At 62.0% G+C, this 20,302-nt stretch carries 15 protein-coding genes, 1 rRNA gene and 1 pseudogene; 6 read left to right on the forward strand and 11 right to left on the reverse strand.

The genetic code is table 11. The features are described 5' to 3' along the window. The 3 genes from ACE03M_RS00005 to tyrS all read right to left on the reverse strand — a co-directional run. A 16S ribosomal RNA gene (locus tag ACE03M_RS00005) occupies positions 1-98 on the reverse strand; the annotation flags it as partial. 538 nt (positions 99-636) lie between these two features. Continuing rightward, positions 637-1,038 carry a YccF domain-containing protein gene (locus ACE03M_RS00010; RefSeq protein ID WP_143922636.1) on the reverse strand — a complete coding sequence of 134 codons (402 nt, stop codon included), beginning with the start codon at positions 1,036-1,038 and terminating at the stop codon, positions 637-639. A 298-nt stretch (positions 1,039-1,336) separates the two neighbouring features. Then, a complete protein-coding gene (gene tyrS, locus ACE03M_RS00015; protein WP_485931977.1) occupies positions 1,337-2,623 on the reverse strand; it encodes a tyrosine--tRNA ligase in 1,287 nt (428 codons plus the stop codon). Positions 2,624-2,862: 239 nt separating this feature from the next. On the opposite strand from tyrS, the gene ACE03M_RS00020 reads away from it, so the two are divergent. After that, positions 2,863-3,234, forward strand: coding sequence for a YciI family protein (locus tag ACE03M_RS00020; RefSeq protein ID WP_485931979.1), 372 nt, complete (start codon positions 2,863-2,865; stop codon positions 3,232-3,234). A gap of 20 nt (positions 3,235-3,254) precedes the next feature. Next, complete coding sequence (locus tag ACE03M_RS00025; protein WP_485931981.1) at positions 3,255-4,502, forward strand: RNA polymerase sigma factor; 1,248 nt, start codon at positions 3,255-3,257, stop codon at positions 4,500-4,502. Positions 4,503-4,553: 51 nt separating this feature from the next. On the opposite strand, the gene argH is transcribed toward ACE03M_RS00025, so the two are convergent. The 7 genes from argH to argC all read right to left on the reverse strand — a co-directional run bounded on the left by argH (position 4,554) and on the right by argC (position 12,091). After that, the gene (gene argH / locus ACE03M_RS00030) at positions 4,554-5,975 is read right to left on the reverse strand and encodes an argininosuccinate lyase (RefSeq protein ID WP_485931983.1); all 1,422 of its coding nucleotides are present in this window, start codon (positions 5,973-5,975) and stop codon (positions 4,554-4,556) included. 76 nt (positions 5,976-6,051) lie between these two features. Next, positions 6,052-6,585, reverse strand: coding sequence for an arginine repressor (locus tag ACE03M_RS00035; protein WP_485931985.1), 534 nt, complete (start codon positions 6,583-6,585; stop codon positions 6,052-6,054). Beyond that, positions 6,582-7,505: an ornithine carbamoyltransferase gene (gene argF, locus ACE03M_RS00040; RefSeq protein WP_485931986.1), complete on the reverse strand. Its 924-nt coding sequence runs from the start codon at positions 7,503-7,505 to the stop codon at positions 6,582-6,584. Before argF ends, ACE03M_RS00035 begins: the two co-directional genes overlap by 4 nt. Before the next feature lie 93 nt (positions 7,506-7,598). Beyond that, entirely contained in the window at positions 7,599-8,816 is a 1,218-nt protein-coding gene (locus ACE03M_RS00045; protein ID WP_485931988.1) for an acetylornithine transaminase, read from the reverse strand. Continuing rightward, positions 8,809-9,810 carry an acetylglutamate kinase gene (gene argB, locus ACE03M_RS00050; RefSeq protein ID WP_485931990.1) on the reverse strand — a complete coding sequence of 334 codons (1,002 nt, stop codon included), beginning with the start codon at positions 9,808-9,810 and terminating at the stop codon, positions 8,809-8,811. Before argB ends, ACE03M_RS00045 begins: the two co-directional genes overlap by 8 nt. Then, positions 9,807-10,985 (reverse strand): bifunctional glutamate N-acetyltransferase/amino-acid acetyltransferase ArgJ, encoded by a 1,179-nt coding sequence (gene argJ / locus ACE03M_RS00055; RefSeq protein WP_485931992.1) that lies wholly within the window; start codon positions 10,983-10,985, stop codon positions 9,807-9,809. Before argJ ends, argB begins: the two co-directional genes overlap by 4 nt. Next, a complete protein-coding gene (gene argC, locus ACE03M_RS00060; RefSeq protein WP_485931994.1) occupies positions 10,982-12,091 on the reverse strand; it encodes an N-acetyl-gamma-glutamyl-phosphate reductase in 1,110 nt (369 codons plus the stop codon). The genes argJ and argC overlap by 4 nt, the downstream gene beginning before the upstream one ends. A gap of 44 nt (positions 12,092-12,135) precedes the next feature. Between argC and ACE03M_RS00065 the strand changes: the two genes are divergently transcribed. From ACE03M_RS00065 to ACE03M_RS00080, 4 genes are all read left to right on the forward strand, one after another. Beyond that, positions 12,136-13,110, forward strand: a complete 975-nt coding sequence (locus tag ACE03M_RS00065; protein ID WP_485931996.1) for a quinone oxidoreductase family protein — start codon at positions 12,136-12,138, stop codon at positions 13,108-13,110. Between the two features lie 324 nt (positions 13,111-13,434). Then, positions 13,435-15,168: a type I restriction-modification system subunit M gene (locus ACE03M_RS00070; protein ID WP_485931997.1), complete on the forward strand. Its 1,734-nt coding sequence runs from the start codon at positions 13,435-13,437 to the stop codon at positions 15,166-15,168. Continuing rightward, complete coding sequence (locus ACE03M_RS00075) at positions 15,165-16,364, forward strand: restriction endonuclease subunit S (RefSeq protein WP_485931999.1); 1,200 nt, start codon at positions 15,165-15,167, stop codon at positions 16,362-16,364. Before ACE03M_RS00070 ends, ACE03M_RS00075 begins: the two co-directional genes overlap by 4 nt. Then, entirely contained in the window at positions 16,364-19,594 is a 3,231-nt protein-coding gene (locus ACE03M_RS00080; protein WP_485932000.1) for a type I restriction endonuclease subunit R, read from the forward strand. The genes ACE03M_RS00075 and ACE03M_RS00080 overlap by 1 nt, the downstream gene beginning before the upstream one ends. A 320-nt stretch (positions 19,595-19,914) precedes the next feature. Here the strand turns inward: ACE03M_RS00080 and ACE03M_RS00085 are convergent. Next, positions 19,915-20,298, reverse strand: a pseudogene (locus ACE03M_RS00085) (transposase); the annotation flags it as partial. Positions 20,299-20,302 lie beyond the last annotated feature (4 nt).

The following is a 20,302-nucleotide window of genomic DNA, read 5'->3' on the forward strand; positions in this document are numbered from 1 at the left end:
CATCCACCCGGTGCAAGCACCAGGCTTCAGCGTTCGACTTGCATGTGTTAAGCACGCAGCCAGCGTTCGTCCTGAGCCAGGATCAAACTCTCCATAAAAAAATTATGTTACGAATGAATCCCGGCAAGACAGCCAACCAAGAATCACGGGGTGACCTCAGTTGACCAAAAAATCATGTCCACACACGCTGGCGTCACCACCCCGGCGAGGGGGTGGAGACATGTGTGTGAACATGTGATTGTCTTACCAGAAAAATAATGTTTCTGGCATCACTATCTGTTCAAACAAATACGCTATTGGATTCTCAAACCACACACACTCACCCGTCACCACACACCATCAAACATGGCGGTCTACACCGGGGGTGTCAGTTTCAATTTTCGTTGTCACCCACATCCAGTGAACGATCAACCCAAACTGTGTTTGTGCTGGTCATACCGGGTGAAAACTGTTCTCGAAGAGTTCGTTTTCTGCGGGGCAACGAGATACAACTCTAGACCAGGCCGGCTGGTGCGTGCAACTCGAAACCGGAAAACTTGGCGTGACGCCCGTCACCAGGGACGATGCGAGAGCCTCATCCCCCGAAAAACCGGGGATCGAGTGCTGCGCGAGGCCCTCAAGACAGTGCGCGGACGTTCAGGCTCCGCGGTATCCGGGCATGAGGGAGTCACTGTCGACGATCTCCTTGCCCAATGGCATGAGAGACACGGGGATGAGTTTGAGGTTCGCCCATCCCAGGGGAATGCCGATGATCGAGACGAAGAGCGGAATCGAGGTCACCACGTGCCCGATGGCCAGCCAGATGCCGGCGACGATCACCCAGATGATGTTGCCCAACGTCGTTGCGATACCCGCTGGCCTCGTTTCGATGACCTCGCGACCGAAGGGCCATAGCGCATAGTTGCCGATCCGGAAGGAGGCGATCCCCCAGGGGATGGTGACGATGAGTATGCAGCAGATGATGCCGGCGAGGTAGTAGCCGAGTGCCAGCCATAGTCCGCTGAAGATGAACCAGATGATGTTGAGCAGCGTGCGCATGTTCTCCTCGTTTCGACGATGTCCTCTTTCCAGTCTCGGTCACTGCCCGCGCTGATGCCATGAGGCTGTCCAGATATCTCACGAATGACATCCCCCAGAGCTTCGACCTCCCGAAGTCTCTACGCGCCAGTCCGAGTACCGATACAAGCGAACGACTTGTCATCGTCGACAACACGTCATTCGCTTGTACATTGCAGCTCGCCGTCGCTTACGGGGCTTTCAGTGTGCCGATGGTGAATACGACGACACCGTGCCCTCGAATTGATCAAGGACACGGTGTCGTCGGCATTCATGGAGCTCAGCTGATGATGTCAACTGCCCCCAGGGTCTTCTTTCCCCGACGCAGGAGGATCACTCCTCCGCCTTCGGTGGGGAGCACCTCGGCGAGGGTCAGGGTCTGGTCGTCACCGGTGACCTTGACGTTGTTGACGTAGGCGCCGCCGTCCTTGATGGCTCGGCGTGCCTCGCCCTTGGACTTCACGATGCCGGCAGTCACGAAGGCATCGGCAACGGGCATGCCCTCAGCCAGCTGCGTCGAGCTGACCTCACCTCGAGGCAGTTCGGATGTCGCGGCCCCCAAGGTGGAGGCGTCGAGACTGGCCAGCTCTCCCCCACCGAACAGGGCAGAGGCCGCTGCGATCGCCTGCTCGTACTTCTCCTTACCGTGGACCAAGGTCGTCACGTCCTCGGCCAGCACCTTCTGCGCTAGGCGCGTGTGTGGTGCCGCGGTGAACTCGGCCTCGATCTGCTCGATCTCCTCGAGGGACCGGAATGAGAACACCTTGAGGTACTTCACGACATCGCGGTCATCAGCATTGAGCCAGAACTGGCTGAACGCGTATGGGCTGGTGAGGCTTTCGTCCAACCACACGGTGCCGGATTCGGTCTTGCCGAACTTGGTGCCGTCGGCCTTGGTGATCAGCGGTGTGGCCAGGGCATGGACAGTGTGCTGTTCGACGCGACGGATGAGATCAACGCCCGAAGTCAGGTTCCCCCATTGGTCGGAGCCACCGGTCTGCAGGGAGCAGCCGTAGCGGCGGTGGAGTTCGAGGTAGTCGTTGCCCTGCAGTACCTGGTACGAGAACTCCGTGAAGGAGATTCCTGCTTCGCTGTTGAGGCGAGCCGAGACCGACTCCTTGGCCAGCATCCGGTTCATTGGGAAATGCTTGCCGATGTCGCGGAGGAAATCGATGGCCGACATCTCGGATGTCCAGTCGTAGTTGTTCACGACCTGGGCGGCGTTCGGGCCGCTGAAGTCGAGGAACTTCTCGACCTGTGCCCGGATCTTTTCCAACCATTCCTCGACGACCTCGCGCGGGTTGAGCGTGCGCTCTCCCGACATCCGGGGGTCACCGATGAGCCCGGTTGCTCCGCCGACGAGGGCCAGGGGGTTGTGTCCTGCCTTCTGCAGACGCGCGGCGGTGATGAGCTGGACCAGGTTGCCCATGTGCAGGCTGGGTGCGGTGGGATCGAAACCGACATAATAGGTCAGCGATTCCTCATTGAGAGCCTTCTGCAGGGCGGCTTCGTCGGTCGAAACCGAGACGAGGCCACGGGCCTTGAGTTCACTGAAGATGTCGGTCACAGTATTCCTTTCGAGTCTATTGTCAGCGTCGGCGCTGAGCCGACTCAGCCAATTCTACGGCGTGCTTCGTCCCGATCAGAACCGTTTCGGCCAACCGCTGGCCCGATGAGAACCCGGACTACGCCTCCGCTGGGTCGTGCCCTCGAAAGAAGTTTCCAACCCGATGTCGAAATCGTGAGATCGGATCCGATGTCACACTGGAAGGGCCGAGAGGCGGCCCTCCTTCGAAAGGCAGAACAATGAAGTACGTCCTCCTCATCCACTCGAACCCCGATCCATGGGGGCACCCGACCGGCGACTACCTCGCCGAGTTCCAGGCACTGTCACAGGAGCAGCAGGACAGAATCAATTCCGACTTCGAGACCATGCTCGGCGATCTCCAGGAGAAGGGAGAACTGCTGGGCGGAGAGGCTCTTGGAGATCCTGCCGCCTCCAAGCTCTATCGGTGGACCGCCGGGAAGCCGACGTCAAGTGACGGACCGTATGCAGAGACCAAGGAACATCTTGCGGGGTTCTTCATCATCGATGTCGAGTCGCAGACCCGCGCCGAGGAGATCGCCGGGGTATTCTCCGGCCCGGGCGAAACCGTTGAGCTGCGTCCCCTCATGTGAACGGTCAGCGGTGGAGACGAATGTCTGAGGGAAACAGCGAGGATGTGTGGCGTCGCGAGGCGCCGCACATCTTCGCTGCCCTGATGAGGCGATACGGTGACTTCGCTGCCTGCGAAGACGCCGTGCAGGAGGCACTGCTTGCAGCTTCCCAACAGTGGCCTGCGACAGGCGTGCCTGACAAGCCACGAGGCTGGCTGTTGCGAGTGGCTTCCCGTCGTCTCATCGACTCCTTGCGTCAGGAAGGGGCCCGACGCGAGCGCGAGCAACGGACATTCGGCGTCGGCTTCTGCGACTTCGCGAGGATTCCGGACCCGATCATCGAGGACCGGGACTCCTCGCTCGACGTCCTCGCATTGTGCTGCCATCCCGAACTCACCACAGAATCGCAGGTCACTCTGGTGCTGAGAACTCTTCTCGGCTTGAGCACCCAACAGATTGCGGCTGTGTTCCTCATTCCCGATGCGACCGCCGGACAGAGGATCAGCAGAGCGAAGGCGACGATCAATGACCACCACAGGCGATTCCCTGCCCCAGCCTCACTGGCCGACCGGCTGTCGGCCATGCTGCACGCGCTCTATCTCATGTTCACTGTCGGCCACAGCCGCCCATTCGGCGAAGAAGTGCTCGACCAGGAGGTCTCGGATGAGGCCATCCGTCTGGCGCGTCGACTCCATGCAGAACTTCCCGGGGAATCGGAGACGGCGGGCCTGCTTGCCCTCCTTCTGCTCAGCGACGCCCGTCGACCGGCCCGGACATCGGCGGACGGCGATCTCGTGAGGCTCGAAGATCAGGACCGCGGCCTGTGGGATCGGGCGGCGATCGGCGAAGGGATCGCGTTGCTCGAAAGTGCACTGCCGTTCGGCCCAGTCGGGGCCTACCAATTGCAGGCAGCGATCTCCGCCGTCCACGCCGAGGCGACGACCTGGGCAGAGACCGACTGGCCGCAGATCATCGAACTCTATTCGATGCTCGCGCGTATCGCTCCGTCGCCGACTGTCACCCTCAACTTTGCTGTGGCCGTCGCTGAGGTCAACGGTCCGCAGCCGGCGCTGACTATGGTGGAACCGCTCAGGTCTGACCCGCGGATGAGTCGCAGTCACCGCTTGCATGCGGTTCGGGCTCCGCTGTTGGAGGCACTCGGGGATCGTGAGGCTGCGCTCGAGGCCTACCGGAGCGCCGGCAGACTGTGCACGAACATTCCCGAACAGCGGTTTCTCAACACTCAGATCCTCCGCCTGAGCGCCCAGGACCCGACGAGCGAGCGCTGACGGCCGCCGGGGCCTGGCCCGAGGCGGACAAACGCCTGGGTACTCAGCCGCTCACACGCTCCGAGCCGAATCGGCGAACTCGCGCAGACGTGCAACCTCGGCCTTGGCGTTGGCCAGCTGCTGGTCCACGGCGGACCGGGCAGTTCCGCCCTTGGAGCTGCGGGAGTCGATCGACCCGAGCGTGGTGAGCACTTCGCGGACGTCTGGCGTCAGGTGTTCGGAGATGCCGGCGAATTCTTCGTCTGTGAGATCCCACAGCTCGGCATCCTTCGACTCGGCCACCTGCACGCATTCCCCGGAGAGTTCGTGAGCGATGCGGAAGGGCACGCCTTTGCGGACGAGCCATTCGGCGATGTCCGTGGCCAGGGCGAATCCGCGCGGTGCCAGGTAGGCCATGCGTTCGGTGTTGAACTTCAGCGTGGCGACCATGCCGGTGAAGGCCGGGAGCAGAAGTTCGAGGGTGTCGGTGGCGTCGAAGACCGGCTCTTTGTCTTCCTGCAGGTCGCGGTTGTAGGCCAGCGGCAGGGCTTTGAGCGTTGAGAGCAGCCCGGTGAGGTCCCCGATGAGGCGACCGGACTTTCCGCGGGTCAGCTCGGCGACGTCGGGGTTCTTCTTCTGCGGCATGATCGACGAGCCCGTTGAGTACGCATCGTGGAGGGTGACGAAGGAGAATTCCTTGGTCGCCCAGGCAATGACCTCTTCGGAAAGTCGGGAGAGGTTGATGCCGATCATCGTGGTGATGAACAGGTATTCGGCGAAGACGTCGCGACCCGCGGTGCCGTCGATCGAGTTCTCTGCCGAGTCGTTGAAGCCCAGATCTGCGGCCACAGCCTGTGGGTCGAGGCCCAAAGATGATCCGGCCAGGGCCCCCGAACCGTAGGCGGAGATGCCGGCGCGCTCATCGAAGTCGACGAACCGGGCGACGTCACGCAGCAACGGCCATGCGTGGGCCAGCAGGTGGTGGGCCAGGAGCACAGGCTGTGCGTGCTGCAGGTGGGTGCGACCGGGCATCGGCGCTTCGGGGTGCTCTTCAGCCTGGGCGATGAGGACGTCGACGGCGTCGAGGACCAGGCTGGCCAGATCACGAGCGTGATCGCGCAGGTACATGCGTCCCAGGGTCGCGATCTGGTCGTTGCGGGACCGGCCGGCACGCAGTTTTCCGCCAAGGTCGGGTCCGGCGATCTCGATGAGTCCGCGCTCGAGCGAGGAGTGGACGTCCTCGTCCGATTCGGCTGCGACGTATTCGCCCGTTTCGACGCGGCGGCCGAGTTCGTCAAGTGCGTCGGTCATGCCCTGCAGCTCGTCGTCGCTGAGCAGACCCGAGCGGTGCAGCACCTTTGCATGGGCCTTCGAACCGGCGATGTCGTAGTGGGCCAGGCGCCAGTCGAAGTCCGTCGACTTGCTCAGCGCGGCCAGTGCATCGGCCGGGCCGTCCGAGAATCGTCCGCCCCATAGGCTCAGTCGTTCGCTCACAAAAGGTCCTTCCCCACCGTTGTCGCTTTCACGTCACCGGTCCATTCGTCATCGTTCGTTGTCATTGTCTCAGGCTTCAGCCCTCGCCGAGGCCGCCGGCCGCGTATTCGAGGAACGTCTCCGCCAAGGCTTGTCCCCCGACTGTGGAGTCGGCAATGACGAGAACAGTGTCATCGCCGGCGATGGTGCCGAAGATCCCAGTCATCGAGGAGCGGTCGATCGCCGAGGCCAAATATTGGGCGGCTCCGGGCGGGGTGCGCAGAACGACCATGTCCTTCTGCGCTGCTGCGGAGACGAGGAGCTCCTCGAGCAGTCGTGGCAGCTTCGCATCCAGGCTGTCCCCCGTGGACTGCTGCAGGCTCCGGTCCCCGCCCTCACCGGGGACGGCGTAGACGGATCCGGCGGTGGACCGGATCTTCACGGCCCCCACCTCGGCGAGGTCGCGTGAGAGTGTCGCCTGGGTGACGGTGATGCCCATCGTTGACAGGTTCTCGGCCAGGTCAATCTGGGAGTGCACGGATTTGCGGGTGATGAGATCGATGATCTTCTGCTGCCGCGCAGTCTTCGTCAGCGGTGCCGAGTTCGTCGGTGATGTGGCGTTCTCGCTCATCGCTTCTCCAGCAGGAATGTCATAAGCGCCTTCTGCGCGTGCAGGCGGTTCTCTGCTTCATCGAAGACCACCGAGGCGGGGCCATCGATGACCTCGGCCGTGACCTCTTTGCCCCGGTAGGCCGGCAGGCAGTGGAGGAAGATCGGGTCGTTGCCCAGGTTCATGAGCTCCTGGGAGACCTGGTACTTCACGAAGGGTGAGGCTTCGTCATCGCGCCCGGTCGAATCCTGGCCCATGGACACCCAGGTGTCGGTGACGAGGACATCGGCTCCCTGGGCGGCAGCCACGGGGTCGTCGGTGACCGTGACGGATCCGCCGGTGGCCTGGGCGAGTTCGTTCGCCTCGGCGATGATGGCCTCGGCCGGCTGGTAGTCGGCGGGGGCGGCGATGCGCACGTGCATGCCGGCGTTGACTCCGCCGAGGACGTAGGAGTTGGCCATGTTGTTGGCCCCGTCGCCGTAGTAGGTCATGGTCTGACCGGTCACGTCGCCGCGGTGTTCGCGGATGGTGAGCAGGTCGGCCAGGATCTGGCAGGGATGGTAGTCATCGGAGAGTGAGTTGATGACTGGGACGCTGGAGTTCTGAGCCATCTCTTCCAGACCTGCTTGGGCGTAGGTGCGCCAGACGATGGCCGAGACCATGCGCGACATGACCTGGGCGGTGTCGGCGATGGATTCCTTGTGTCCCAGCTGCGCCTCACCGGGGTTGATGATGAGCGGCTGCCCGCCAAGCGCCGCGATCCCGGCGGCGAAGGACACGCGGGTCCTCGTTGAGGTCTTGTCGAAGATGACGGCCGCGGTCTGCGGTCCGGCCAGCGGGGTGCGCGAGTACGGGGCTGCCTTGAGCTCAACCGCGAGGTCGAGGACTTGCGACTGTTCGGCCGGGGTGAGGTCGGTGTCCTTGAGGAAATGCCGTGTCATGGTGTGTCCTTTGTCAGTCTGTGTGGGGCAACCGGGCTGTGAGGGTCGATGACCCGGTCGCCGAGGTGGCCGCTAGGTGGGCGGCGAACGTGTTCAGCCGTGCAGCAGTCCGGGCAGGGCGGTCAGGAACGGTGCGAGATCGTCTTTCGTGATGATCAGCGGTGGTGCCAGGCGCAGGCGTCCGGGTGCGACGGGGTTGATGATGAACCCGGCCTCGAGCGCGCGGGCGGCGGTCGCCTTCTCGTCGAGTCCCTCGGCCAGTTCGAGCCCGAGGAGGAGACCGGTGCCGGTGACCTTCTCGATGCCGTCGATTTCCAGCAGCTGTTCGGTGAGCCATTCGCCTGTGACCCGGGTGTGGGCGAGCAGCTTGTCGGTCTCGATGGTTTCGAGTACGGCTAGTCCGGCGGCGCAGGCGATGGGGTTTCCGCCGAAGGTGGTCCCGTGTTGTCCGGCTTCGAGGAGTTTGGTGTTGGCATCGCCGACGGTGATGGTGGCCCCGATCGGCATGCCCCCGCCCAGACCCTTCGCCGAGGTGATGATGTCGGGGACGACGCCTTCGCCGATCTCCGGGTCCTGGTGGGCGAACCACGATCCGGTCCGCGCCACACCGGACTGGACCTCGTCGAGGACGAGGAGTGCCCCGGCCTCGCGGGTGAGTTCACGAACCTTGGTGAGATAGCCAGCCGGGTGCTGCCGGACTCCGACCTCGCCCTGGATGGGTTCGATGAAGACGGCGGCAGTGGTGTCGTTGATGGCGGCGGCGAGCGCGTCGACGTCCCCGTAGGGAATATGGACGACGCCGGGCACTCCGGGTGCGAAGGGTTCACGGTAGGCGGCCTTGGCCGTCAGTGCGAGCGCGCCCATGGTGCGACCGTGGAAGGCACCCTCGATGGCGATGATGATCGGGCGTGATCCACCCCCAGCACGGCGGGCCATCTTGAAGGCGGCCTCATTGGCTTCGGTGCCGGAGTTCGAGAAGAACACGGCCGAACCGCTGGGCAGGTCGAGGACCTCGTGAAGTTTCTCAGCGAGTGCGATCTGCGATGGAGAGGTGAAGAAGTTCGAGATGTGGCCCAGGGTTGACGCCTGCTCGGTGATGGCTTTGACCCAGGCGGGGTGGCAGTGGCCGAGTGCGTTGACGGCGATGCCGGCGAGCAGGTCGAGGTACTTCTTGCCCGAGGCGTCCCACGCGTGCACGCCCGCTCCGCGGACGAGGTCGAGCTGGGGTGAGCCGAAAACCGGTGAGAGGACGCGGGAGAAGTCATCGCGCCAGGTCTGGGCCTGATCTGTCACAGCGTTTGTTTCATTCATCGTTCGTCTCCTCCGTACTTGTCTCGTGCCCCTCGCCCTTGTGTCCGTCACCCAGCGGTGCGGGTTCGACGACGGTGTCTTCGACCATGGTGCCGATGCCCTCGGAGGTGAAGACCTCGAGCAGCAGTGAGTGCGCCATCCGGCCGTCGATGATGTGGGCCTGCTGGACCCCGTGCTCGATGGCCTCGAGGGCCGCGGTCATCTTCGGGATCATGCCCGCGTCGAGGCTGGGCAGCAGTTCGCGCAGCTTCTTCGGTCCTATGCGTGAGATCAGGCTCGAGGTGTCGGGCCAGTTGGCGTAGAGGCCGGGCACATCGGTGAGCATGATCAGTTTGTCGGCGCGCAGGGCTTTCGCCACCGCCGAGGCGGCGAGGTCGGCGTTGATGTTCAGGGGCTTGCCTGCTTCACCGTCGATCTCCGAGGCGATCGAGCAGATGACGGGCACCCGCCCGGCGTCGAGGAGCTCGGTGAGCACGGTGGTGTTGACTTCGGCGATCTCACCCACCCGGCCGAGGTCGATGAGTTCACCGTCCACCTCGGCGTGGGTCTTGTGCGCCAGCAGCAGGTCTGCGTCTTCACCGGAGAGCCCGATGGCGGCGTTGCCGTTCTGGTTGATGCGGGAGACGATGTCGCGGTTGACCTGACCGGACAGCACCATGCGGATGACCTCGGCGGCTTCCTCACTCGTGACCCTCTGGCCGGCCTTGAACTCGCTTTCAATACCCAAGCGAGCCAGCATCGATGTGATCTGGGGGCCTCCCCCGTGGACGACGACGGGACGGATGCCGGCGAAGCGCAGGAACGCGATGTCGTCGGCGAAGGACTGCTGGAGCTCCGGGGAGATCATCGCGTTGCCGCCGTATTTGATGACGATGGTTGCGCCGGCGAAGGTTTTGATCCACGGCAGCGCCTCGGTCAGGGCTTCGGCCTTGACCTGGGCTGCGGCGAGCCGGGCGGCCGTGGACTTCGTGGACATGTCGTGTGGGTTGCTCATGTGGAGTAGGCGCTGTTCTCTTCGACGTAATCGTGGGTGAGGTCCGAGGTCCAGACCGTGGCGGTGTGGTCACCGGCGTGCAGGTCGATGACGACGTCGACGTTGCGCTCGAATTTGACCTTCTCCGGGTCCTCATACGGTCCCGACGCTCGGCACACCTCGGTGCCGTTGATGATCACGTCGATGGCCGTGGGGTCGAATGTCGCCGAGGTGGTCCCGACCTGGGCGACGACGCGTCCCCAGTTCGGGTCCTGACCGAAGATCGCTGCCTTGAACAGGGCCGATCGGGAGACCGATCGAGAGACCATGACAGCGTCGTTTTCGCTGGCCGCACCCTGGGTGGTGATGGCGATGTCGTGGTGGGCGCCCTCGGCATCGACGTGAAGCTGGTGCATGAGGTCGAGGCAGAGTTCCTGGACGAGCTGGCCGAATTCGGCCTCGTCGACAACCGCCTCGTGGGCCCCGGAGGACATGAGGATGACGGTGTCGTTCGTCGACATGCACCCGTCGGTGTCAAGGCGGTCGAAGCTCTGACTTGTCGAGGCCCGCAGAGCCTGATCGAGCACAGCCTGGTCGACCTTCGCGTCGGTGGTGATGACGACGAGCATGGTGGCCAGTCCGGGTGCGAGCATGCCCGCGCCCTTGGCCATGCCGCCGATCGTGTACCCACTGCTGCCCTCTCGGGTGGCGGTCTTGGCCACGGTGTCGGTGGTCATGATCGCCTCGGCGGCGTGCTCGCCTCCGGCCACCGTGTCCTCGGCTGCGGCCACGAGTGGCGGGAGGTTGTCGATGATGGTGTCGCGGAAGTCCTGACCGCCGACGCCGATGAGTCCTGTCGAGCAGACGAGAACGTCTTCGGCCGCTGTGGCGGTGCCGGCTTCGGTGAGGAGTTCGGCGGTGGTCTGGGCGGTCAGGGTGCTGGTCTCGTATCCGAAGTCACCGGTGTAGCAGTTGGCTCCCCCGGAGTTGAGGACGACGGCGCGGGCCTGGCCGTTCGCCGAGACCTTCTGGGACCAGAGGACGGGGTTGGCCTTGCAGCGGTTCGAGGTGTAGACGGCGGCGACGGCAGTGTCGGGGCCGGTGTTGATGACGAGCGAGAGGTCTTTGGTCCCGCTGGGTTTGAGTCCGGCGGTCAGGCCGGCGGCCGTGAAGCCAAGTGGTGAGGTCACGCTCATGGGGCGACTCCTTCAAACGGAAGTGCGGTGGTCTCGTCGAGACCAAGGGCCAGGTGAATGGACTGGAGGGCTTGGCCAGCGGTGCCGCGGACCAGGTTGTCCAGGGCCACGACGACGAGGATCCTCTCCGCACGTTCATCGACGGTGAACTGGATGTGCGCGAGGTTCGAACCGGTGGTCGACGAGGTGCGCGGCCACTGGCCTTCGGGCAGGACCCGGACGAAGGGTTCGTCGCCGTAGGCCTGGGCGAATGCCTGGCCAAGCTGGTCTTTCAGTGCAGCTGCGTCGAGGAGGCCCTCGGCGGTTTTCGGTGCGGACTCGACCGCGTCGGCGGTGATGGTGGCGAGGATTCCGCGGGCCATGGGCACGAGTGTCGGGGTGAAGGAGATTCGTGTCGGCCCCTCGGCAGCGTCAGCACCCAAGGCTGCGTTGAGGTTCTGCTCGATCTCGGGCACGTGCCGGTGGGTGCCGCCAGTGCCGTATGGAGAGGCATCGCCGAGCACCTCGCCTGCTGTCAGGTGCGGCTTGAGCGCCTTACCGGCCCCGGAGACTCCGTTGGCCAGGACTGCGTTGAGACCGGCAGGTGCGGCCAGCCCGGCCTGGATGAGCGGGGCAAGCCCGAGGGTCACGGCGGTGACATTGCAGCCGGGCACGGCGATGCGCTTCGTGTCCTTGAGTCCTTCGCGCTGCTTCGTGCCGTCAGCGGTCAGCAGCTCCGGCAGCCCGTAGGTCCAGGTGCCCTGGTGCTCCGAGCCGTAGAACTTCTGCCAGGCGGCGGTGCTGATGAGCCGGTGGTCGGCGGCGAGGTCGACGATGAGCGTCTCGGGGCTCGACTCTTCGAGCTCGGCGGCGATTGCTCCGGACTGTCCGTGCGGGAGAGCGAGGATGACGACATCGTGGCCGGCGAGCACCTCGGTGGTGGACTCCTTGACCACGAAATCGGAATATCGGGCAAGATGGGGTTGATGTCGGCCGAGCGTCTCGCCCACGGAGGAATGTCCGCACACCGTGGTGACGTTGAGATGAGGGTGAGTGCTCAGCAGCCGGAGGACCTCTCCCCCGGCGTATCCGGTGGCACCGGAGACGGCAACCGTAAGATCATTCATATGTATAACTATACCAGCACATTAAATTATATGCAGGAGGCGTGATGACCCAGGCTATTCAGGCGATGCGAGCAGGTGGACCCGAGGTTCTCGAATTCAACGAGATCGACACCCCTCGGCCCGGTCCTGGTGAGGTCCTCGTTGACGTCGCGGCCGCGGGCGTGAACTTCATCGACACCTACCGTCGCTCCGGCACGTATCCCATGAGCTACCCGCACATCGTCGGCTCTGAGGGCACCGGTCACATCGCCGAGGTCGGCGAAGGTGTCGAGAGCTTCTCCGTCGGCGATCGCGTCGCCTGGCACGAAGGCCCGGGATCGTACGCGACTCAGGTCGTCGTCAAGACCGATAACCTGCTGCGGGTGCCGGAGGGTGTAAGCACCGAGGTCGCTGCCGCGATGCCGCTGCAGGGACTGACCGCTCAGTACCTGGCCACAAGCTCACACGAGATCAAGCCCGGCCATACTGCACTCGTCCATGCCGGTGCCGGCGGAGTCGGACTGCTGCTCACCCAGATCATCAAACACTTGGGCGGCAACGTCATCTCGACCGTGAGCACCGAGGAGAAGGCAGAACTGTCCCGCAAGGCTGGAGCCGATGAGGTGTTCCTCTACGGCGAGGGCGTCGACATCACCGCGAAGGTCAAGGAGCTCACCGACGGTGAAGGAGTCGAGGTCGCCTACGACGGAGTCGGCAAGGACACCTTCGATGCCTCACTGGCCTCGCTGAAGCCACTGGGTTCGATGGTGCTCTTCGGTGGGGCCTCGGGCCAGGTGCCGCCATTCGACATCCAGCGCCTGAACGCCTCGGGTGGCATCTTCCTGTCGCGGCCGTCGCTGGCGTGGTTCGTCCGGTCCTCGGAGGAACTGGCAAAGCGTTCGTCCATGCTCTTCAACGGCATCGAGCACGGCTGGCTGAACTTCCGGGTTGGTGCGACATTTGCGCTGGCTGATGCCGCTGATGCGCACCGCGCGCTTGAGGGACGGGAGACTACGGGCAAGGTTGTGCTGACGGTGTAAGCGGCTAGGTCAGTCAGCGGGGCGATCGCCGTCAATGCAACTACGGCCGCCCAAGAGATATTGACCTAGCTGCATGACGGGTTGTATCCATACCGTTAGATCGGTGTATTTACGGACGCATACGAACTCGGTCAACCAAGAACGTACCGACAGTGTAGGTGATTGCGAAGTTCCATCTGGAGCTCCTTGTGAACTGCACAGGTGGCCTGTCGCCGAGGTCCACTCGACACCTCACACCAGAGACTACTTCTGCATATTCAGGATCACTACCAGTAGCATGAGGCTTGTCACTCCTTCACTCCCTTGATAGAAGCAGGCACATGCATGAGTAATCTCGGTCCTTTCGTCTGGTCAATCGCCGACCAGCTTCGCGGCGTGTACAAGCCGCATCAGTACGGCAGCATCGTTCTGCCATTCACGATTCTTCGTCGCCTGGACGCCCTGATGGCAACGAATCGAGACAAGATGCGAGACCTGGCCACGAAGCACACTGGCGGTGTTCTCGACGCACAGATGCGCAAGGCGACGGGGCTCTCGTTCTTTAACACAAGCCAGTATGATTTCGACCGACTGCTGAAGGACCCCGATCAGCTCCGAGAGAACCTGATCGAGTACGTCACGAGTTTCTCCTCCAACATCGACGTCTTCGAACAGTTCGGGTTCGAGCAGGTCATCAATACCCTCGAAGAGAGCAACCGCTTGTATCTCGTAGTGGAGAAGTTCGCAGGTGTGAACCTGCACCCCAAGGCCGTTTCCAACGCCGAGATGGGTGACCTGTATGAACACCTCATCTACAAGTTCGCAGAGGCCTCGAACGAGGAGGCAGGCGAGCACTACACGCCCCGTGATGCGATCCGTCTGATGGTCGACCTGCTCTTCGCTGAGGAGCAGGAGTCCCTCCTCGGAGAGGGCGTCGTGCGCACGGTTTACGACCCAACCGCGGGCACCGGCGGCATGCTCTCGGTCGCAGAGGAACGTCTGCATGAGCGCAATCCGAATGCGCGACTGTCCCTGTATGGGCAGGAAATCAATGGCCAATCATACGCGATCTGCAAGTCGGACATGATCTCCAAGGGCCAGGACATTGGCAACATCCGACGCGGAGACACCCTCATCGATGACCACTTCTATCGGCGCACCTTCGATTTCTGCCTCTCAAACCCTCCGTACGGCGTCGACTGGAAAGCCGCCGAGAGCTTCGTGAAAGAAGAGCACCGCACCGGTGGTATCGGCCGGTTCAATGCCGGTCTCCCCAATGTTGGTGACGGACAGATGCTGTTCCTCCAGCACCTGGTCAGCAAGATGCGACCGCCCCATGAGGGCGGCGGCCGCGCCGGCATCGTCTTGAACGGTTCGCCGCTGTTCACCGGGGCCGCCGAGTCCGGACCGAGCAAGATCCGTCAGTGGCTGCTCGAGTCCGACCTCGTGGATGCCATCGTCGCGTTGCCGACCGACATGTTCTTCAACACCGGCATTGCCACATATATCTGGGTGCTCGACAACGCTAAGAAACCTGAGCGTCAAGGCACCGTTCAACTGGTTGATGCGACGGGCATGTGGACCAAGATGCGCAAGGGCATGGGCTCGAAGCGCCGCGAAATCCCCGCGGCGCACCGCGACGAGATCGTGTCGCTCTACGACGCCCACGAAGATGGCGAGGCCTCGAAGATCCTGTCCACGAACGAGTTCGGCTACTGGACGATCACCGTTGAGCGCCCCCTGCTCGACGACGACGGTGAGATCGTGCGTGACCGCAAAGGCAAGCCGAAGCCCGACGCCAAGAAGCGCGACACCGAGAACGTGCCGTTCACCTACGGCGACAACACCGAGGGTGCCGACGGCAAGGACGCCACCATCGAGGCGTACTTCGCCGCCGAGGTCGCGCCTCACGTCCCCGATTCCTGGATCGACGAGAAGAAGACGAAGGTCGGCTACGAGATCCCCTTCACGCGGATCTTCTACAAGTACGTGCCACCACGTCCTCTCGAGGAGATCGACAAGGACCTCGAGGCGAAGATTGCCAGGATCCTCACCATGCTGAAGACGGTCGAATCATGATGACAGTTGAGCCATATCAGCTTGCACTTCCTGAACGCTGGGAGACTGTACCCCTAAAGTTTCTAGCCACAGTCGAGACTGGCACAGGAGATACACAAGACGCGGATCCTGATGGGACGTTTCCTTTCATCGTTCGTTCACCTGATCCGCTCGTGAGCTCTTCCTACTCCTACGACACCGAAGCTGTATTAACTGCAGGCGATGGGAATGTCGGGGAGATATTTCATCACATGCGAGGCAAGTTTCACGCACATCAACGCGTGTATATCTTGCATGATTTCTACCGCATCGTCCCCCGATATTTCTACTACTTCTTCTCGACCTTCTTCCAGTACATGGCGAAGGGGGGCGAAGCCCGGACAACCGTAGATTCGGTTCGACGGTGGATGCTTACTGACATGCCGTTCGCAGTACCCCCTCTCGACGAGCAGCAGGCGATCGCTGACTACCTCGACCGCGAGACGAAGCGGATCGACGAGCTGATCGCCGAGCAGCGCGGCCTCATCGAAACACTGCGTGAACGACGTGATGCTGGGTGGGCTTCGCTGTACGAGGCGGCAATGTCTGCCGGACGCATGGTTCAGATTCGCCGGGTTCTCGAGTCTATCGTGGACGGTCCGTTTGGGTCGTCCCTAACAAGCGCACACTATTCGGACGAAGGTGCCCGCGTTATTCGTCTCGGCAATATCGGAGTGAACAAGTTTCGCGACGAGGATCAGGCGTTCATTCCGCTAGATTATGCTGCGAAGCTTAGCTATCACGCAGCACAACCTGGAGACGTGGTAATTGCGGGACTCGGTGACGAGAAATGGCCTTTGGGTCGCGCAACGGTGTTACCCGATATAGGTCCGGCCATCGTGAAAGCCGACTGTTATCGGGTGCGCCCGAACGGTTCGGTAACCGCGGGCTACCTTGCTTGGGCACTTTCGGCTCCGGCGTCAAGGCGACAGATTTCGCTTGTGGCGCGGGGGGCCACTCGAGCAAGATTGAACACCTCCGTGGTGCGCGAAATTACTATTCCGGTTCCAAGTGTCGAAGAGCAAGTGAGAATCGTAAAAAAGGGAAAGGAGGAGGACTCCAGTATCGACGCCCTCATCGCAGGGTCGGAGGACCTCATCGCCTTCTCGCAGGAGAGGCGTGCAGCGCTGATCACGGCGGCGGTCACCGGCCAGATCGACGTGAGGACGGCTGTCTGATGGCACAGCACAACGAGATCGAGTTCGAGCGCGAGCTATGCGAGCACCTCGGCGCTAACGGCTGGCTGTACTCCGAGAATGACGACCTCTACGACGTGGAGCGCGCGCTCGTTCCGGCAGACGTCTTCGCGTGGCTTCAGGAGACGCAAACAGCTGCGTTCGAGAAGTTCGTGAAGCCCGGCTCGCCGGATGAGGACAAGCGCCGGCGCATGCTGCTGGACCGTCTTGTTGCCAGCCTCGACAAGCCGATGACGGACCGTGAGGGTGCGCTGCGCACCCTCCGTAAGGGCTTCAACGTCGCGGGAATGGGCGCTGGATCCGCGAAGTTCGACATGATGCAGGCGCGCCCGGAGACAACGCTGAACCCGGCCACGCTGGCTCGCTACGATGCGAATCGTCTGCGGGTGATGCGCCAGGTGCACTACGGCGACGCCAACAAGTCGATTGACCTGGTGTTCTTCCTCAACGGCGTCCCAGTGGCCACAGCCGAGGTCAAGACGGAGAACACACAGACCGTCGAGAACGCGAAGTCCCAGTACAAGGCCCGTTCCCTTGGCGCGAAGGGGACGAAGCCCTATGCGTTGCTCGGCAACGGCACCCGTGCGTTGGTGCACTTCGCAGTGTCCGAGGACGAGGTTTGGATGACTACGAAGCTCGACGGGCCGAGGACTCGGTTCCTGCCGTTTAACCGTGGCACTGAAGACGGCGGTGCCGGCAACGCGCTGAACCCGGATGGGCAGAGGACAGCGTACTTCTGGGAGCAAGTTCTGCAGCGCGATGCGTGGCTTGCGATCTTGTCACGTTACATCTGGATCTCCGAGTCCCGCACCAAGAACCAGTCCGGCCGGCAGAAGCGTTCCTACACGCTGATCTTTCCCCGGTTCCACCAATGGGACGTCGTGGAGAAGCTCGAGCGTGCAGTCACAGCCCCTGAGCCGGACCGCCGATTCCTCATCCAGCACTCTGCCGGGTCGGGCAAGACCAACTCCATCGCGTGGACCGCACACCGTCTGGCGCGGCTACAGGTCGACAACAAGAAGCTCTTCGACTCGGTCATTGTCGTCACCGACCGCAATGTCCTCGATGCGCAACTGCAGGAAGCCATTCGGCAGATCGATACCGACAACCAGTCGATCGTCGCCACGATCGACGACAAGACCATCCGTGACTCCGGCACGGGGTCCAAGTCCGGCGCACTCGCCCAGGCGCTCGAGTCGGGCAAACTGATCGTCGTCGTCACGATCCAGACCTTCCCCTTCATCCTCGACCAGCTCCAAAGCGCCGATGCGTTCACGGGTAAGAAGTTCGCCGTCATCGCCGACGAGGCGCACTCCTCCCAGTCGGGCCAGACAGCAGCGAAGCTCAAGAGCGTCCTAACCACTGAGCAGCAGGAAGAACTCGCTGAGACCGGTGAAGTCGAAGTCGATGCAGAACAAATGATGATCAACCGCATGCTGTCGAACGAGCTCAGAGCTCGAGCAAGCCATGAGGGAATCTCGTTCTTCGCCTTTACCGCAACGCCGAAGAAGAAGACGCTCGAGCTCTTCGGCCATCGTGACAACGACGAGACCGAGCCCAAGCCGTTCCACCTGTACTCGATGAAGCAGGCGATCGAGGAGGAGTTCATCCTCGACGTGCTCCGCGGGTACCGCACGTACAAGATGTACTTCGACCTGGGCGAGAAGGTCCGAGGCTCACTCGACATCGAGGTTGAAGAGTCGAAGGCGAAGAAAGTCGTCATGCAGTGGGTACGGGTCAACCCCACAACTATCGCGCAGAAGGCGGCAATCATTGTCGAGCACTTCCGTGACAACGTTGCCCACCTGCTCGACGGGACTGCCAAGGCAATGGTCGTTTCCCCCAGCCGGCTTGGCGCGGTCCGCTACAAGCGCGAGATCGACCGGTACATCAAGGCGCAAGGTCTGGGCTACGGGACTCTCGTGGCCTTCTCCGGCACCGTAGAAGATGCCGAAACCAGTGCTGAGCTCGGACTGGAGACTCTGACGGAAGGCACCATGAACGGTGCTGCGCGAGACTTGCGGATGGAGTTCAAGAGTGACCAGTACCGGGTGATGATCGTCGCGAACAAGTTCCAGACAGGCTTTGACCAGCCGCTGTTGTGTGCGATGTACGTCGACAAAAAGTTGTCTGGCATTACGGCTGTGCAGACCTTGTCTAGGTTGAACCGCACCCATACGACGTCGAAAGGCACGAAGAAGACCGCGTTGACCACGCAAGTCGTGGACTTCGTGAACGATCCTGCTGAGATCCAGGAGGCGTTTGAGCCCTACTTCATCGACGCACAGATCGATGAGTCAACTGACCCGAACTTGATCTGGGACATCATCTCCAAACTCGATGGCGCAAATATCTACGAATTCGAAGAGGTCGAGCAGGTCGCAAGTGCCTTCCTCCTCGAAGGTACCGGAAAAGGGTCGAAGGTCAACGGCAAGATTGCTGCCGGTTTGGGTCCAGCGAAGAAGCGCTACCGGAATCGGTCAAGGCATGCCGAAATGCAAGACGACCGGATCGAATTGGACGAGCTCGAGCTGTTCCGCAAGAACACGACCGCATTCCTGAGCTTCTACGACTTCATGACCCAAGTCATCGACTACGAAGATCTCGATTTGGCGAAGAAAGCCATCTACCTGCGACTGCTTGCACCGCATCTGAAAGACACCGAAGTGTCGGAGACTATCGATCTCACCGACGTTGAGCTAACACGGCTCCAGCTTGTCGAGGAGCAGCCCGTCGACATCGACATCTCCGCCGGCGGTACTGTCACTGGGGCATCAGCGGTCGCGAGTGCGGAACCACGGGACCCAAACATGGTCGCGCTCCTCGAGGTCGTGCGTGAGCTCTCGACGATGATCGGCGAGTCAGAGGAGACCACTCAGGGTGCGGTGGCGACCATCCTCGCCAAGCTTGGGGAAGATGAGATACTCGTACAGCAGGCACAGTCGAACAGCGAGTCACAGTTCGAGGAAAGCCCAGACCTCCAGGCAGGCACCGATGAAGCGGTGCTCGGTGCCGGAGACGTGCTGAGCAGGGTCAGCGAGATCATCTTCGCTGGTGATGCTCACGCAGAGCGTGCACGCCAGCTCATCGGCCGGGCGTTCTACAAATCTCAACGTTTCGATCTACATCCAACAGACATCACGTTCGACGACCACGCATCGTTCGAAGGAAATAACATATCAAAGCCCGCGACCAACGCGGCCCGAAAGTAATTGTCGCTCCCTGCCGTCGCTTAGCTTATAGCGGATCATTCAATCCACAATCAGCTACCTCCAGTCCCCAACTTACTGTCGCGCAGAGAATCATCGAAGGGCACATCGAAGTCGAAACAAGCACGTCTGATGCAGTCGAGGTGGTCGGAGAGTTTCTTCGTCGAAACCGGCAACGGCAGGAAAACCCCCGATGAGCGAAAACCCAGAAGAATCGACTTCAACGGTCACGAACTCGTCACAGACAATGGACTTCAGGCGGGATGAGTAATCTATGACAGTGGCCGACCCTATACTGATATCATCCCCCGTTACATTCATTGTCAAGCAGCAGCCGGGGTCTTCTGTTCATAGAGGGCCCCGTGCTTGACCATCGCCAACAGAACATTGAGTCGACGACGAGCCAGGAACATAACAGCCGCGTTATGGCGTTTGCCCTCGGCCCGTTTCCGGTCGTAGTAGGCCTTCGACAAGGGATCATGACACGACGCCACCCAGGCTGAGTGAAACAACGCGTTCTTCAACCGTTTATTTCCTGCCCTGGACGGGAACTCGCCCCGGATCGAGGTCCCCGATCGGCGGGTGACCGGAGCAATCCCGGCATACGCTGCTAAATGACCGAGAGTCCTAAACGAAGAGAAATCACCGGCTGCCAGGAGGATCTGTGCCGCAGTCTTAACGCCGACTCCCGGCATGGACGTTAAGACCTGA

The organism is Brevibacterium sp. AGC70 (assembly GCF_057334195.1).

What these genes read in the sequence shown, in the direction of transcription:
- ACE03M_RS00020 (WP_485931979.1), top strand. Translation starts at nt 2,863, where the DNA reads ATGAAGTACGTCCTCCTCATCCACTCGAACCCCGATCCATGGGGGCAC.
- ACE03M_RS00065 (WP_485931996.1), top strand. Translation starts at nt 12,136, where the DNA reads ATGACCCAGGCTATTCAGGCGATGCGAGCAGGTGGACCCGAGGTTCTC.
- ACE03M_RS00025 (WP_485931981.1), top strand. Translation starts at nt 3,255, where the DNA reads ATGTCTGAGGGAAACAGCGAGGATGTGTGGCGTCGCGAGGCGCCGCAC.
- ACE03M_RS00010 (WP_143922636.1), bottom strand. Translation starts at nt 1,038, where the DNA reads ATGCGCACGCTGCTCAACATCATCTGGTTCATCTTCAGCGGACTATGG.
- ACE03M_RS00070 (WP_485931997.1), top strand. Translation starts at nt 13,435, where the DNA reads ATGAGTAATCTCGGTCCTTTCGTCTGGTCAATCGCCGACCAGCTTCGC.
- argB (WP_485931990.1), bottom strand. Translation starts at nt 9,810, where the DNA reads ATGAGCAACCCACACGACATGTCCACGAAGTCCACGGCCGCCCGGCTC.
- ACE03M_RS00080 (WP_485932000.1), top strand. Translation starts at nt 16,364, where the DNA reads ATGGCACAGCACAACGAGATCGAGTTCGAGCGCGAGCTATGCGAGCAC.
- ACE03M_RS00075 (WP_485931999.1), top strand. Translation starts at nt 15,165, where the DNA reads ATGATGACAGTTGAGCCATATCAGCTTGCACTTCCTGAACGCTGGGAG.
- argJ (WP_485931992.1), bottom strand. Translation starts at nt 10,985, where the DNA reads ATGAGCGTGACCTCACCACTTGGCTTCACGGCCGCCGGCCTGACCGCC.
- ACE03M_RS00035 (WP_485931985.1), bottom strand. Translation starts at nt 6,585, where the DNA reads ATGAGCGAGAACGCCACATCACCGACGAACTCGGCACCGCTGACGAAG.
- ACE03M_RS00045 (WP_485931988.1), bottom strand. Translation starts at nt 8,816, where the DNA reads ATGAATGAAACAAACGCTGTGACAGATCAGGCCCAGACCTGGCGCGAT.
- argC (WP_485931994.1), bottom strand. Translation starts at nt 12,091, where the DNA reads ATGAATGATCTTACGGTTGCCGTCTCCGGTGCCACCGGATACGCCGGG.
- argF (WP_485931986.1), bottom strand. Translation starts at nt 7,505, where the DNA reads ATGACACGGCATTTCCTCAAGGACACCGACCTCACCCCGGCCGAACAG.